The 16266-nt window shown below is 35.3% G+C and carries 15 protein-coding genes; 11 read left to right on the top strand and 4 right to left on the bottom strand.

The window, feature by feature from the left end:
- Positions 1-27 precede the first annotated feature (27 nt).
- The 4 genes from JGH11_RS00900 (at position 28) to JGH11_RS00885 (ending at position 5970) form a co-directional block, all read left to right on the top strand.
- Positions 28-483: a hypothetical protein gene (locus JGH11_RS00900; RefSeq protein ID WP_201109673.1), complete on the top strand. Its 456-nt coding sequence runs from the start codon at positions 28-30 to the stop codon at positions 481-483.
- Between the two features lie 189 nt (positions 484-672).
- Positions 673-2676 (top strand): OPT family oligopeptide transporter, encoded by a 2004-nt coding sequence (locus JGH11_RS00895; RefSeq protein WP_201109672.1) that lies wholly within the window; start codon positions 673-675, stop codon positions 2674-2676.
- A 423-nt stretch (positions 2677-3099) separates the two neighbouring features.
- Positions 3100-5391, top strand: coding sequence for an alpha-L-rhamnosidase C-terminal domain-containing protein (locus tag JGH11_RS00890; protein WP_201109671.1), 2292 nt, complete (start codon positions 3100-3102; stop codon positions 5389-5391).
- A 75-nt stretch (positions 5392-5466) separates the two neighbouring features.
- The gene (locus tag JGH11_RS00885) at positions 5467-5970 is read left to right on the top strand and encodes a pyridoxamine 5'-phosphate oxidase family protein (protein ID WP_201109670.1); all 504 of its coding nucleotides are present in this window, start codon (positions 5467-5469) and stop codon (positions 5968-5970) included.
- Positions 5971-6038: 68 nt separating this feature from the next.
- Here JGH11_RS00885 and JGH11_RS00880 read toward each other — a convergent pair whose 3' ends face one another.
- From JGH11_RS00880 to JGH11_RS00865, 4 genes are read right to left on the bottom strand one after another with little or no spacing between them, the layout of a single operon-like run.
- A complete protein-coding gene (locus JGH11_RS00880; protein WP_201109669.1) occupies positions 6039-6602 on the bottom strand; it encodes an NUDIX hydrolase in 564 nt (187 codons plus the stop codon).
- A gap of 8 nt (positions 6603-6610) precedes the next feature.
- Positions 6611-6946, bottom strand: a complete 336-nt coding sequence (locus JGH11_RS00875; RefSeq protein ID WP_201109668.1) for a cupin domain-containing protein — start codon at positions 6944-6946, stop codon at positions 6611-6613.
- 9 nt (positions 6947-6955) lie between these two features.
- Positions 6956-7771, bottom strand: coding sequence for a peptidylprolyl isomerase (locus JGH11_RS00870; protein WP_201109667.1), 816 nt, complete (start codon positions 7769-7771; stop codon positions 6956-6958).
- A gap of 32 nt (positions 7772-7803) precedes the next feature.
- On the bottom strand, positions 7804-8505 hold the full coding sequence (locus tag JGH11_RS00865) for a hypothetical protein (protein WP_201109666.1): 702 nt from the start codon (positions 8503-8505) through the stop codon (positions 7804-7806).
- Positions 8506-8712: 207 nt separating this feature from the next.
- Here JGH11_RS00865 and pyrH point away from each other — a divergent pair, with 207 nt between their 5' ends.
- From pyrH to JGH11_RS00830, 7 genes are all read left to right on the top strand, one after another.
- Positions 8713-9423 carry a UMP kinase gene (gene pyrH / locus JGH11_RS00860; protein ID WP_201109665.1) on the top strand — a complete coding sequence of 237 codons (711 nt, stop codon included), beginning with the start codon at positions 8713-8715 and terminating at the stop codon, positions 9421-9423.
- Positions 9424-9453: 30 nt separating this feature from the next.
- Positions 9454-10017, top strand: a complete 564-nt coding sequence (frr, locus tag JGH11_RS00855; RefSeq protein WP_201109664.1) for a ribosome recycling factor — start codon at positions 9454-9456, stop codon at positions 10015-10017.
- Positions 10018-10102: 85 nt separating this feature from the next.
- A complete protein-coding gene (rsgA, locus tag JGH11_RS00850) occupies positions 10103-11032 on the top strand; it encodes a ribosome small subunit-dependent GTPase A (RefSeq protein ID WP_201109663.1) in 930 nt (309 codons plus the stop codon).
- Between the two features lie 160 nt (positions 11033-11192).
- The gene (cls, locus tag JGH11_RS00845; RefSeq protein ID WP_201109662.1) at positions 11193-12617 is read left to right on the top strand and encodes a cardiolipin synthase; all 1425 of its coding nucleotides are present in this window, start codon (positions 11193-11195) and stop codon (positions 12615-12617) included.
- A 17-nt stretch (positions 12618-12634) separates the two neighbouring features.
- Entirely contained in the window at positions 12635-13831 is a 1197-nt protein-coding gene (locus JGH11_RS00840) for a peroxiredoxin (protein WP_201109661.1), read from the top strand.
- Between the two features lie 158 nt (positions 13832-13989).
- Entirely contained in the window at positions 13990-15144 is a 1155-nt protein-coding gene (gmd, locus tag JGH11_RS00835; protein WP_201109660.1) for a GDP-mannose 4,6-dehydratase, read from the top strand.
- A gap of 17 nt (positions 15145-15161) precedes the next feature.
- Complete coding sequence (locus JGH11_RS00830; protein ID WP_201109763.1) at positions 15162-16262, top strand: GDP-L-fucose synthase; 1101 nt, start codon at positions 15162-15164, stop codon at positions 16260-16262.
- The last annotated feature ends 4 nt before the right edge of the window (positions 16263-16266 follow it).

The following is a 16266-nucleotide window of genomic DNA, read 5'->3' as shown; positions in this document are numbered from 1 at the left end:
AATAATCTTAATTTAAAACGAAGGTTTATGAATGAACTAATTATTGATTATAGCGGCATTTCTAAAATAAGAAAAATAGTAAATGTTATGACCGGCGCTTTTCTTGCAGGCTTTACCCTTTATTTTTGCATAACGGAAGGCATAGCTAATCGCTACGGAATATTGTTTTTCTGCGCTATGGCAGGTTTTATCTTGTCTGTTATATTATTGTTAAGTAATACTTTGTGGTTGCCAGGACCTCTATTAAAGATAGACTCGAATATAATTGCCGTTAATTTACCAAAACAAGGGAAAGTTGCTTTCGATTGGACAAGTGTAAGTCGTGTCAACATAGGTGTAAGCTATATAGTCTTTTTAGTTAATGGAGAGAAGAGGCAGCGAAAGTTAGACCTATCGGTTCTTATTTATGATGATGTGAAAAACGTAAAGGCGAAAATTGTAGAAATGTGTGAATATAAAAATATCCCATATCAAAACGATTGATTCGTAAATAAACTGTGATATAAGAAGGCTGTCTCTATGACGGCTTTTTCTTTATAAGAAAATAATGTAGTTTTGTAGCTTAGAGGTCTTATGTCTTTTGTTACTTTTGTATATTTATAATAGGAGTAAGACAATATAAAGTAGTGTTTAATTTGTAGAAATCATTTTTAACCGATAAAAAACTATCAAGTGAAAACTGAAAATGAAGAAAAGGTGAGTGGGCTACCCGAAAATGCCTTCCGAGAACTGAAACCGGGCGAGGAATATAGGCCTATTATGTCGCCCGAAAAGCAATATAAAGAAGTAACCCCTTGGTCGGTAATTTGGGGATTGTTGATGGCAGTGCTTTTTAGTGCCGCTGCTGCTTATTTGGGATTGAAGGTTGGTCAGGTTTTTGAGGCGGCTATTCCTATAGCCATTATAGCTGTAGGCTTGTCTAGTGCAACCAAACGGAAAAATGCTTTGGGTGAGAATGTTATTATCCAGTCGATAGGTGCCAGTAGCGGTGTTATTGTAGCCGGAGCTATTTTTACCCTACCTGCATTGTATATTTTACAGTCTAAATATCCTGAAATTTCAGTCGATTTTTTTCAGGTGTTTTTTAGTTCTTTATTAGGAGGAATACTTGGTATTTTGTTCCTCATTCCATTCCGTAAGTATTTTGTATCCGATATGCATGGTAAATATCCATTTCCGGAGGCCACTGCTACTACACAGGTTCTGGTGTCTGGTGAAAAAGGAGGAGATCAGGCAAAACCTCTTATTTTGGCCGGCCTTATCGGGGGGCTTTACGATTTCGTTGTAGCAACTTTCGGTGCATGGGCCGAAACATTTACTACACGAGTTTTGCCTTTCGGAGCAGAAATAGCAGATAAGGCAAAACTTGTATTTAAGGTAAATGTTGGAGCAGCCGTTTTGGGATTGGGATATATAATCGGATTGAAATATGCTGCTATTATCTGTGCGGGATCGGCTTTGGTTTGGTTTGTAATAGTACCAGCTTTACCCTTTTTAGGGGAATCGGCTTTGCAGATGCTGAATCCTACTTTTGTGGGAGATATTTCTGCAATGGCTCCCGAGGCTATTTTTACAACTTTTGCCCGTCATATTGGTATCGGAGGTATTGCTATGGCTGGAATTATAGGTATTGTAAAGTCTTGGGGCATTATAAAAAGTGCAGTTGGTTTAGCCTCGAAAGAACTTAGAGGGGTGGCTTCAGATACTAAACAGATAAATAAACGCACGCAGAGAGATTTGCCAATGAAGATTATATCGATTGGTGTGATTGTTGCTCTTATTGTAACATTCCTATTCTTCTACTTTGGTGTAATTCATAATTTATTCCATGCTATCATCGGTATTTTGGTTGTAGCTATTATTGCATTCTTATTCACTACTGTAGCAGCAAATGCTATTGCAATAGTCGGAACTAATCCTGTTTCAGGTATGACGTTAATGACGTTGATTCTTGCGTCGGTTGTTATGGTTGCGGTAGGGCTTAAAGGTACTTCAGGTATGGTGGCTGCACTTATAATAGGTGGTGTGGTTTGTACTGCACTTTCTATGGCAGGAGGCTTTATTACCGACCTTAAAATAGGTTATTGGGCAGGAACAACACCGGCAAAACAAGAGTCGTGGAAGTTTTTGGGGACGTTGGTTTCTGCAGCAACAGTAGGTGGAGTAATACTTATTTTGAATAAAACATACGGATTTACGGGTGACAATGCTTTGGTTGCACCACAAGCGAATGCGATGGCTGCTGTTATCGAGCCTCTTATGATGGGAGCCGGGGCTCCTTGGATATTGTATGCAATAGGGGCATTGTTAGCTCTACTGCTTACTTTCTTGCGAGTGCCTGCATTGGCTTTTGCTTTGGGGATGTTCATTCCCATGGAGTTGAACGCACCTCTGTTAATTGGAGGAGCTGTCAATTGGTATGTGGGCAGTCGAAGTAAAGATGAGGCTTTGAATTCGGCTCGTTTGGAGAAAGGTACATTGCTTGCTTCCGGATTTATAGCAGGTGGTGCATTGATGGGAGTTGTTAGTGCTGCCATGCGCTTCGGTGGTATTAACTTAGTAAATGAAGAGTGGGCGAGTGGTACTTTTGCCGAAGTCTTGGCTTTGGTAATGTATGTTATTATAATATATTATTTAGGGTATTCATCATTGAAAGCGAAAAAAGATAGATTGTAATATATTCAAATAATATAGTAAAAGGCGGGGCGATAGCTCCGTCTTTTTTTATTATTATATATAATCGCAATTGTTAAAATTTAATGTTAAAAACATTTTGTTATGTTGATTAAAAGCTCTACCTTTAATATTATATTGTTTGATTCATTTTATTCATCCAATATTTTGAAGGCAAAGCACAATTGGGAAAGGGAACGGATGGACACTTTAAATAAAAATTATTGAAGCAATAAATAGAGCCAATTAATAATTATCATACTCGATTTGTAAAACTTGTATACGACAAGTTTTATAGGAATGTCTTTTTTGTGTAATATAACAAGAACATAAAAGGCTGATAAAATTCAGATCTATTTGTTTGATTCGTTTTTGTTTTAAAATAAATTATTTAACGATTTTGTACAATCATCAAATGAGTTCGAAATGAAAAAGATTTTTTATCTGTTATTTCTTATTTTTTCTTCTGTGGGAAACCTTTATTCAGATAATATAGCTTCTAAATGGATAACAGTATCCGATGCTGATGTAAATTCAGCTAATAAATGGGTATGCTTTCGGAAGGATATTTCTATAAATAATGTACCTGGGAAGGTTATGACTAAAATAGCCGTTGATAGCAAATATTGGCTTTGGGTTAATGGAAAGATGGTTATTTTTGAAGGTGGACTGAAAAGAGGTCCTAATCCACAGGATACATACTATGATGAAATAGATTTAGCCCCTTTTCTGAAAAAAGGTAAGAATGAAATTGCTGTACTTTTATGGCATTTTGGAAAAGACGGCTTTTCACATAAAAATAGCGGTAAAGCTGGATTTATAATGCATTCTGGGCAAGATGGAATTAATTTGTCGACAGATCATTCATGGTTATGTAAAATGCATCCCGCTTATGCCAATACAGAAGCTCCTTTTCCTAATTATCGTTTACCCGAATCTAATATCCGATACGATGCAAATAAAGAAATGATAGACTGGCAAACGGCAGATTGTGAAAAGATATATGGTTTTACAAATGCAGTCGAGATTGGTAGTTGGGGAAGCGCACCTTGGAATAATTTAGTAAAAAGACCTATTCCTTTCTGGAAAGATTTTGGTGTGAAATCTGTAGGTCAACTTCAACGAATAAAAGGTAACACCTCTGATACTATAATAGGTACATTGCCCTATAATATGCAAATGACTCCTATCTTAGAAATTGTAGATTCTAAGGGTGGAGAATTGATATCCATTTGTACAGATCATCTGCACGGAGGAAGTGAAACAAATTTGAGGGCGGAGTATATAACAAAACAAGGCAAACAGGAATATGAGTCGTTAGGTTGGTTAAATGGTCAGAAAATATATCTGGTGGTTCCGTCTCATATACAGGTCAATAGTTTAAAATATAGAGAAACTGGTTACAATGCATCACCTCAGGGTGCTTTTACCTGTGAAGATGACTTCTTTATGCGTTTTTGGAACAAAGCATTACGTACTATTTATATAAATATGCGTGATACTTATTTCGATTGTCCTGACCGTGAACGGGCACAATGGTGGGGCGATGTGGTTATGCTTATGGGGGAGAGTTTCTATACCTATTCTGAATCCACACACCTTTTAATGAAAAAAGCAATAAAAGAACTGGTTGGTTGGCAAAAGCCCGATGGAGTTTTGTACTCGCCTATACCTTCAGGAAATTATGATCAAGAATTACCAGGGCAGATGCTCGCCAGTATTGGTTATTATGGCTTTTGGAACTATTATATGAATACGGGAGATTTAGAGACAATAAAAGAAGTATATCCGGCCGTGAAAAAATACTTGTCTTTATGGAGCCTAGACAGAACTGGCCTTACTGCTTATCGAGAAGGAGGTTGGGCCTGGGGTGATTGGGGCAATAATCGGGATATGCGTTTAATTTTTGCAGGATGGCATTATTTAGCACTTAAGGGAGCTGCATTGATGGCCGATAAATTAGGATATATTGACGATGCCAGTAATTATAGAGCTATCATGGGGAAGGTATCCGGAGGTTATAATGCTTGTTGGGATGGAACTGCGTATAGGCATCCAGAGTATAAAGGAAAGACAGACGATCGAGTACAGGCGCTTGCGGTAATATCAGGAATAGCAAATCACCTGAAGTATTCCGAAATATCAAAAGTTTTTAGAACCGAGTTTCACGCTAGTCCATATATGGAAAAATATGTAATGGAAGCTCTCTTCATTATGGGTGAAGGTGATTATGGATTGGAAAGGATGAAAAAAAGGTTTTCACCTATGGTAAATAATATTGATTATACAACACTTTTTGAAGGTTGGGAAGTCGGCGGTTTTGGCGGTGGAACGGTAAATCATGCATGGAGTGGTGGCGCACTTACTGTTATAAGTCAATATCTTTGTGGTATATATCCTCTCGAACCAGGCTATAAAGTATTTAAAGTAGAACCATGTCTTACCGCATTAAAGAGTGTGTCTCTTACTATTCCTTCTGTGAAAGGTGAAATTAAGTCGAGCTATACATATTCTGAAAAAGGTTTTACATTAAATATCACCGTACCACGTGGAACTAAAGGGATTATCTATTTGCCGGAAGATCGAGATTGGTCGGTTTCAATTAATAAAAAGCCTCTGGATGAAAAACAATATAGTCCCGATCCTGCTTATAAGCATAAAACAAAACAGACATTATCTCTGTCTCAGGGAAATTATATAATTACAATGAAAAAATAGAGAGGTTGGAAATGATATTTTAAGGGACGTAATTTCTTTATATCTTTGTTTTGGATAAAGAAACAATACTATACTATGATTACAGTAACAGTCGAAGAAAGACATTTGATAGAAGAAATAATAGCAAAAAATACGATTTGTTATGTGGGGATGATAGATCCTGATGGTATGCCTTATGTGATTCCTATGAATTTTGGTTATCAAGATGATATTATCTATTTACATTCGGCCCAAGAAGGTGGAAGTATAGAAGCTTTGGAAAAGAATTCGAATGTTTGCATCACCTTTTGTACAGAACCTATTCTAACATATCAAAACAAAGAAGTAGCCTGTAGTTACCGAATGAAAGGTGCAAGTATTATATGCCGGGGAAATGTAGTCTTTGAAGAAGATTTTGATGAAAAAGTAAAGGCTTTAAATATTATAATGAAACAATATACAGAAAGAGTTTTCACTTATTCTGTTCCTGCTGTAAATAATGTTAGGGTATGGAAAGTGGAAATGAGTTCTGTTTCTACGAAGGTTTTTGGAGTTCCGCACCCTAATTCCCGTAATTATAAAGATAAACTGGAATTTTAGAATTTCTTAAGAGCTAGCCTGAGCTTTATTGACTTAATCTTAATAAAATTCAGGCTAGCACTTATTATTTAAAGCAACTTGCTTTCTGCCAGATATTTCCATAATGGCGCTGCTTGAACAGCTTGTTTTATACCGTCCTTGAATAAAGTTTCTTTTAGTTCTTCTAAAGTTAGCAGGTGAACAGATATATCTTCTGTTGTTTCAAGGTTTTGTTCCGACACTTTTTCAACATCGGTAGCCAAAAAACAATATGTTGTATTGGTGTGAGTTCCCGGATTCACAGATAACTCTGCATATTTGACCCAATTTCCATTTCCATAACCAGACTCTTCTAGCAATTCTCTTTGAGCCGAAACAAGAGGAGACGGATCATAGTTTTCTACTACTCCTGCACATAATTCCATTGCAGAATAACCTAGCCCATGTCTGTACTGACGAATGAGCACAAATTCTTTTTCTTTGGTTATGGCAATGATATTTACCCAATTGGGATAGTCTAATAAATAATAATCCGGAATTTCATTTCCATTTGGTAGTTTTATATGCTCTCGTCTTACTGTAAGCCAAGGTTCTTGAAAAATATATTCGCTTTTCAATACTTTCCATGCCTTATCATCTTGTCTTTTGTTCATAATAGTATTTATAAAAAATCTTTTCTGATTGGATTGAATGTGTCGATAATAGTTCCCGATTCTAGGCAGATAACGCCATGTTTAATATTAGATGGGACAAAAAAGGCATCACCGGTTTTTAAAATTTCTTTTTTCTCATTTATAGAGACTTCAAAGGTGCCACTTTCTATATACGATGATTGTACATGGGGATGGCTATGTATCTCGCCAATACTGCTTTTTATGAATGATACTTTTACTAGCATTAGGCTTTTGTCGTACCCTAATATTTGACGAGTAATCCCTTCTCCGACAGATTCGGATTCAATATCTTTTTGGAAGATGAAAATATTACTTTGATTCATATTTGATCATTATTTTTCGAGTATGATTACATTCATAAAAACATTTTTCAATGGTTTGTCTTTTTCGTTAGTTTTTACATTCTCTATTTTTTCAACGATATCCATCCCTTCTATCACCTCTCCGAATACTGTATATTCATTATCTAGATGTGGTGCACCTCCTCTGGTTTTATAAAACTCACGTTGCTCTTCCGTGTATAATATTTCTGATTTTCGTTCATTAGCTTCTGTTTCGGCTAATTTTTGCCACTGGCTTCTCAATTCAGTAATTCCGGCTCTGTTTCCTTCTTTATACAAAGCTTTTATAGTGTCCATGTTCGAGGATTGTAAGTCATTATATATACTTTGCTTAAGCCTCTCGAATCTTTGTTTTTCTATTTCGTTTAGTTTGTCATCAAATTTAAGTTCGCCTGTAACAATATAGAATTGCGATGCATCCGATGCTTTTGTCGGATTCTCGGCATTACCCCAGCGTGCGGCGGCCAATGCTCCTCGTTTGTGAAAAAACAGAGGGAATTTAATTTCGGCAGGAATTGTATTACCCATTATTGTGTCTTCTTGCGACGACATATCAGGATTATTTCTAGTCTTAGGATCTCCACCTTGTATCATAAAGTCTTTTATAATACGATGGAATGTCAAATCTTTATAAAAACCTTCTTCTGCCAATTTCAAGAAATTATCCCTATGAATAGGTGTTTCGTTGTAGAGTTTGATCTTTATATTTCCGTAGCTGGTTTGTACAACTACAATAGGTTCTTTGGGTTTGCTACTGCACATAGTTATGGTTGATAATGTTAGGAGGATTAGTATATATTTTTTCATTTTGTTTTAAAATAAAAAGAAAGGGTATGTTTTTAGAATAAATTATAGTAATACGTACGCGGATTATCCATCGTGTTTGAAATATCGAAGCCTGATTCTTTAGCTTTTTGTAATAAATCGATCTGACTGTCGAACATTTCTATTTGCTTAGAGTTGAAATCAAATAATATATATTTAATTTCTTTACTGGTTTTTCCTTCTGTTTTTGCTAAAAGATGATTTTTATCAAAGGCAAAAGACGTGATTCCAGATATTATAACTTTAGAATTATTTACTTCTGTTGCGATATTACTTATACCACTCTCATCCTTTAAGGAGCCATACTTCATTTCGTCTATCATCACCATCGAATATGGATATACCAACGGTATGCGATAGCTATCGCGGAAACCTCCATAAGTAAAAAATGTTTCAGGGATAATAGAGTCGATAGGTTGCATTATTCTAAGGCTATCCATGTATGGAGTATCATTGAAGTGTATTGATAAGGATTCAGAAAGGACTTCTATTGCTTGGTCTCGAATTTCGGGAGCTTTCTTAATTACTGTATTTACACCTTTGTAAATTAAATATCCTCCACTTAATAACGCTAGGATGAAAAATAGTATAGCTATCAGACATCCTGTATCTCTACTCTTTTTGTTATTCCATTTTATTAACGACCATATTACAGTCCCTGTAACTATTAATACTGATAAGAAAATAAAGATGATGATAAGTAGACTTTGTATCATATTTTGATAATATATTTTTATCCTTGATCTATTGCAAAAATAGTTAATACTTATCAGACAGTATCTTTTTGCTGTTATAAAATATGATTAGGAATATTTGGTTTTCATTATTTAGTAAAATATGCTAGATTTGCATAGAATAAAATATAGCGAGTCGATACTGCTTACAAAATAAATAAGGTTGCTGTACACTTACTAAAATAAATTATGATAAAATACAATAGAATACTCCTGAAACTGAGTGGTGAGTCACTAATGGGTAATCAACAATACGGAATCGATGTGACCCGTCTGAATGCGTATGCTGAACAAATTAAAGCTGTAGCTGATATGGGGGTTCAAATAAGTATTGTTATCGGAGGAGGTAATATCTTCCGTGGCTTAAGTGGTGCCTCTAAAGGATATGATAGAGTGAAAGGTGATCAGATGGGTATGTTAGCTACCGTTATAAATAGTCTGGCTTTAAGTTCAGCATTCGTTGCTATTGGGCAAAAAGCCCGCGTACTAACAGCTATAAGAATGGAACCTATCGGTGAAATTTATAGCAAATGGAAGGCAATAGAGTCTATGCAGAACGGAGAAGTTGTTATTTTATCGTGTGGAACAGGTAATCCTTTTTTTACAACAGATACAGGCTCTTCACTTCGCGGTATAGAAATAGAAGCCGATGTTATGCTTAAAGGAACCCGTGTGGATGGTGTTTATACCGCAGATCCGGAGAAAGACCCTTCAGCGACCAAATTTGATCGTATATCTTACGATGAGGTATATAATCGTGGCTTGAAAGTGATGGATATGACAGCTACCGTAATGTGTAAAGAAAATAATCTGCCTATAGTCGTTTTTGATATGGATACTCCTGGAAATCTGGAAAAACTAATAAAAGGCGAAAATATAGGTACATATGTACATGCGTAATTAAAGAAAATCAAATATAAATATACTTATATGCCAGTAGACTTAAAACAAATAGGACAAAAAGCAGAAGAGAAGATGCAGGCTTCTGTTGAGTTTCTGGATGAAACATTGTCTCGTATTCGTGCAGGAAAAGCGAACCCTCATATTCTCGACGGTATTAAGCTTGAATATTATGGTACACTGACTCCGCTCAGTGGCGTTGCATCAATCAATACCCCCGATGCTCGAACTATTATTGTTCAGCCATGGGAGAAGCAAATGCTGAAAGAAGTAGAAAAAGCTATTTTAAATTCTGATGTAGGTATCACTCCCGATAATAATGGAGAGGTTATACGCCTTTCTATACCTCCATTAACAGAAGAGCGCCGTAAAAATCTTGTTAAGCAGGCAAAACAAGAAGCGGAAGATGCTAAAGTAAGTATACGTAATGCCCGTCGCGATGCTATTGACTCTATCAAAAAAGCGGTGAAAGAGGGTGTTGGCGAGGATCTTGGAAAAGATGCGGAAAATGATATGCAAAAACTTCATGATAAGTACATCAAAAAGATAGATGATGTCTTCATTATAAAGGAAAAAGAAATATTGACAGTCTAAATGTGCCAATAGACTAAAGTGCCAATATGTCAATAATAAGTTTTTATATTGGCACATTGGCATATTTTATTGGTGAGATGATTATATGAAGCATGGTCTTGTTATAAAAAATACAGGTAGTTGGTATCTTGTTCGTACAGACGATGGGCTGAATATCGAATGTAAGATAAAAGGGAATTTTCGTTTAAAGGGAATTCGAAGCACTAATCCCATAGCTGTGGGAGACAGGGTTGCTATTGTTGAAAACAATGAAGGTACAGCCTTGATCTCTGAAATAGAGGATCGGAAGAACTATATAGTTCGTCGTTCGTCAAATCTATCTAAGCAATCTCATATCTTAGCTGCCAACTTAGACCTTTGCTTTCTTATAGTTACAGTGAATAATCCTGTTACCTCGACTGTGTTTATAGATCGTTTTTTAGCTTCGGCAGAAGCCTATCGCGTACCTGTAAATTTGATTTTTAATAAAACAGATATTTACACAGAAGATGAAACTGAATATATGGATGCTCTGGTAGGTCTGTATGATAATATAGGTTATCCAAGTATCAAGATATCAGCCTTACACAAACAGGGAATAGAAACTTTACAAGAAAAAATAAAAAATAAAGTAACGCTGTTCTCGGGCCATTCCGGTGTTGGCAAATCTACATTGATAAATACTCTGATACCTGATACCCATTTGAAAACGGGTGCTATATCCGATTATCATGGAAAAGGTATGCATACCACTACTTTTTCGGAAATGATAGAACTCCCTCAAGGCGGTTTTATTATCGATACTCCTGGTATAAAAGGTTTTGGAGTTGTAGATATGGAAAAAGAGGAGATTTTCCATTATTTTCCCGAAATATTTAAATGCTCGAAATATTGTCGTTTCAATAATTGTATTCACTTGAATGAGCCGGGTTGTGCTGTAAGAGAAGCAGTAGAGAATCACTGTATAAGTGAGAGCCGGTATAAGTCCTATTTAAGTATGATGGAAGAAGAGTCAGAGGAAAAATACAGAAAGTAGATATATCTGTGATTTGAATTTTTTATGAGAAGAAATTTCTCAGAATAAGGATCTATACACAAACTAGATAATGACGATTTAATTTTAAACGGTTGTACTTAAAACTCATATTTTGTTATAACTTTGGGTTTATAAGCTATTTTATGAGCAAATAGAGCCTATGGAAGCAGCTAATAATTTAATTCTTTTTTTCCAAATTCTTTATGTAGTTACTGCATTAGGAACCATGATTGTGGTTATATCGGAAAATAGGAATCCATTGAAAACTATTTCATGGGTACTTGTCCTACTATTGTTGCCTTTGGTCGGTTTGATTATTTATTATTTTTTTGGAGAAGATAATCGGAAGCAAAGGTTGATATCTCACAAGATGTATAAGAAGCTTAATAGGAGGTCGATAGGTAGGAAAGAGTTGTTGGAGACTTTAAATCCGCCGACAGATCATAAAGGGCTTGTGAATTTACTGAACCGATTAAAAGGAGCCCCACTTTATGGAGGAAGTAAAGTCACATTTTATTCTGATGGAAAAACTAAATTTGATGCTTTGTTCGAAGAACTGGAAAAAGCAAAAAAGCATATCCATATACAATATTATATTTTCTTGGATGATCATATTGGTTGTCGTGTACGAGATATTCTTGTCCGTAAAGCGAAAGAGGGGATTGAAGTTCGATTAATATATGATGATGTAGGTTCGTGGAAAGCTAAGCGGAATTTTTTCAAAGAGATGCAGGCAGAGGGCGTTCAGGTACAACCATTTTTGAAAGTAGCTTTTAAATTTCTGACAAGTCGTGTGAATTATCGAAACCATAGGAAGATTGTTGTAATCGATGGCGAAATAGGATTCGTTGGCGGTATGAATATCGCTGATAGATATATAGATGGAGTTGGTTTCGGAATTTGGCGCGATAGTCATATTAAGATTGAAGGTAAGGCAGTGGCAGGTTTACAAACTATTTTTCTCATAGATTGGTATTCTTCCCGAAAGGAGTTTTTGGCCTCAGACTCATATTATCCTATTTTAGAAAGTAGGGGTGATAATTTAATGCAATTAGTAACAAGCGGTCCGGTAGGACCATATAAAGATATACATTTGGGTATATTACAATCAATCTCTAATGCAAAAGAGTGTATATATATTCAAACCCCCTATTTTGTTCCAACCGATCCTTTATTATTAGCCATTCAAATGGCTTCGATGAGAGGTGTTGATGTTCGTTTGATGCTTCCTCGTCATTCCGATACCACATTTGTACATATCGCCTCAATGTCTTTTCTGAAAGAAATACTCGACGCAAAAGTGAGTGTCTTTTTTTATGAAGCAGGATTCTTACACTCTAAATTAATGGTTATAGATAATTCTCTAACAATAACAGGTTCTGCAAATATGGATGCCCGTAGCTTTGAGCATAATTTTGAGGTGGATGCTTTCATCTATAATGAGGATACTTGTAAACAAGCAAAAGAAATATTTTTTAAAGATATGGAGCAATCAACATTGTTGTCAGTTGAAGAATGGGATAAGAGGTCTAGGTTTGAGAAATTCAAAGAATCCGTAACTCGTTTATTCTCTCCATTATTATAGCATAGCGATTATTATTTATGAAATTGATATATAGATTATTGATATCCATGTTTTGTTTGAGTTCCAGCGTGTCGAATGCTCAGAAAATAAATATATCGTTGCTACAAAATTCGAATAAGGAATATGCATTTGTTCTTAATAAAGGGATAAAACAGGATACTATACAAAAGGGTATCGTACCTTTTACCGGTGATTTGATAATAAATATTCCTAACAATGAAAAAGATTATGTTGGTATGGGATCATTACAAGTTAAAGATACCAAACCTTTAAATGTGATTATTAATCATGAAAACTTTAGTGTAACCCAAGATGCAGGAGGAAAATATGTGTTTGAAAATTCGTCCGAAAATGAATTTTTATACTCTATTATGCAAGGTGGTATTATGCCTGCTCCAGATACATCTTTGTACGCTTTTCATTTTATTGATATGATACGTTATATGCAGCAATTGGAGCGGGTTTCTCAAGGAGTAAATCTCATGGAGAAAGCCAAAGCTCGATTATATGCTTTGAATCAGTTAGATATGGAAAAATTATATACAAGTAGTATCTGGTATAATGTAATTGATGGGATGGTTAAGCTTAATTCCAGTCAGCAAATGCTTGGAGAAGATATGATTACCGTTTTAAAGCGGATAAAATCACAAGAAGTATTTGAACACTTGGCAGATAATTTGATTACCATTACCCAGCAATTTGGTCTGGATGATGCTTTTGATATAATTGTGCCATACATACAAGAGACGGGAAGGATAGAAGTGCCACAAGGAAATATGTATGTCGCATTTACGTTAGCAAAAGTGCGAAAAGGAGTAGAAGCTCCTCCATTGGAAGGTTTGTCTCTTCCTCTGATTAATAGTGACGCAAATAAGACTTTGCTGATTTTTTATGCACCGGATTGTGATAATTGCCATGTGCAATTAGATCAATTGATTAATCTTTATCCGGATTTGAAGAAACGGAAAATTAGAATTGTCGCTATATCTTCAGATACGCAGAATGAAACATTTAGTCGAGATACAGCTCGTTTCCCATGGCCAAATTCAGATAATTTATGCGACTTCAAAGGGTTTGGTGGACGTAATTTTATAAATTATGGTGTAATGAGCACACCGACTATGTTTCTTTTAGATGCAGATAAGAAAGTCATTAAGCGTTACGCCTTAGTTGGTGATATTGATTTTTTTAGTGTTGAAAATAAGAGAAATTAAAGAAAATAGGCCAAAATAAAGATAATTTTATTTGAATTAGTTAAAAAAACTATATCTTTGTGTCTTGTATGTTCTATTCAGGAAACTGGAATCGAACTTATAGTGTAGAATATTAATTAAATTACAAATCTTAATACATCGCATATTAAGTATTTTTTATGAGTAAAAAAGTTGCACTCATCACAGGCGTTACAGGACAAGATGGAGCATATCTGTCTGAATTTTTGATAAAAAAAGGGTATACAGTTCATGGAATTAAGAGGAGATCCTCTTTGTTTAACACAGATCGTATTGACCATTTATATCAAGATCCTCATGATGATAATAGAAATATGATTCTTCATTACGGAGATATGACAGATAGTATGAATCTGACCCGTATTATTGGAGATATTCAGCCGGATGAGATTTACAATCTTGCTGCAATGAGCCATGTTAAGGTAAGTTTTGATATACCTGAATATACTGCCAATGCTGATGGTATAGGTACTCTCCGTGTTTTAGAGGCTGTTCGATTATTAAATCTAACTGATAAAACAAGGATATATCAGGCTTCTACATCTGAGCTTTATGGATTGGTTCAAGAGATACCTCAAAAAGAAACAACACCATTTTATCCAAGAAGTCCTTATGCTGTAGCGAAATTATATGCTTATTGGATTACAGTAAATTACCGTGAAGCATATGGAATGCATGCTAGTAATGGTATATTGTTTAATCATGAATCTCCGTTGAGGGGGGAAACTTTTGTGACTCGGAAAGTGACTAGAGCTGTTTCACGAATAGTTCTTGGTCTTCAAAATAAAGTGTTTATGGGGAATTTGTCCAGTAAACGAGATTGGGGACACGCAAAAGATTATATAAAAGCTATGTATTTGATTCTCCAGCAAGAGACTGCTAATGATTATGTCATTTCGACAGGGGTTACGACTACAATTCGAGATTTTATAAAAATGTCTTTCTTGGAAGTCGGTGTTGATGTCGAATTTAGAGGCGTAGACGAAGAAGAAAAAGGATTTGTAGTAAATGTTAACGATGAAATCTTTTCTAAAGTTGTAGGTGAGGAATACTTAGCTGCATTTAAGAATAGAATAGGAGAAAGTGTTGTTGGGGTTGATCCAGCATATTATCGTCCTACCGAAGTTGAATTGTTAATTGGAGATAATACGAAAGCTCGTACTAAATTAGGTTGGGAGCCGACATATGATTTAAAGGCTCTTTGTCAAGACATGATGTCTCATGATGTTGAGTTGATGAAGAAAGAAGAGTTTTTGAAAAATGGAGGTTATCGAGTTTTGAACTATTTTGAATAAGAAATAGAATTTAGATGATAGATAAGGATGCTAAAATATATATAGCAGGACATCGGGGATTGGTTGGTTCGGCGATTCTCAGAAATCTGAAAAATAAGGGTTATATTAATTTTATCCTTCGTACTCACGCTGAATTAGATTTAACTAATCAGGATGCTGTAGCACAGTTTTTTCTTAATGAAAAGCCGGAATATGTTTTTTTAGCAGCAGCAAAAGTTGGCGGAATTATAGCAAATAATACGTATCGAGGACAGTTCATATATGAGAATTTGATGATTCAGAATAATGTTATTCACCAATCTTATATAAATAATGTCAAAAAATTAGTATTTTTGGGAAGTTCTTGCATCTATCCTAAGGAAGCGGATCAGCCGATGGGAGAGGATTCCTTGTTGACAGGTCCTCTAGAATATACAAATGAGCCCTATGCGATAGCAAAAATTGCTGGACTAAAAATGTGTGAAAGCTATAATATTCAGTATGGTACTGATTTTATTGCTGTAATGCCCACAAATTTATATGGCCCAAATGATAATTTTAACCTAGAGACATCTCATGTATTACCTGCTATGCTTCGAAAAATATACTTAGGTAAGTGCTTGGAAACGGGTGCATGGGATATAATTAGAAAGGATTTAAATTTCCGTCCAATAGAAGGAATAACAGGCGATTCAGAGGAAAAGCATATTCTTGATATTATTGCAAAATATGGTGTGAGGAGGAAAGAGGACGGTGAGGTTCAAGTTGAATTGTGGGGTTCAGGAAGGCCGATGCGTGAGTTTCTTTGGAGTGATGAGATGGCAGATGCTACTGTTTTTGTTATGGAGTCTGTAAACTTTTTGAACTTAACTGATGTTATAGAAGGGAGAGAAATCCGGAATACCCATATAAATATTGGAACTGGAGAAGAAATTTCTATAAAAGATGTTGCAACCTTAATTAAAGAGATGGTTGGTTTTAATGGTGAGTTATGGTTTAATATAAATAAACCAGATGGTACTATGAGAAAACTATCTGATGTATCTAAGCTTAATTCTCTAGGTTGGAAACACCAAGTTAATATTCAAGACGGTCTTAGTCGTATGTATTTGTGGTACAAAGAATATAGTAGAATATAAATAG

It is taken from the genome of Dysgonomonas sp. Marseille-P4677, assembly GCF_016652235.1.
Classification (GTDB): domain Bacteria; phylum Bacteroidota; class Bacteroidia; order Bacteroidales; family Dysgonomonadaceae; genus Dysgonomonas.
The sequence above is the reverse complement of the archived record's forward strand: the minus strand, read 5'-3'. Positions and strand labels throughout refer to the sequence as shown.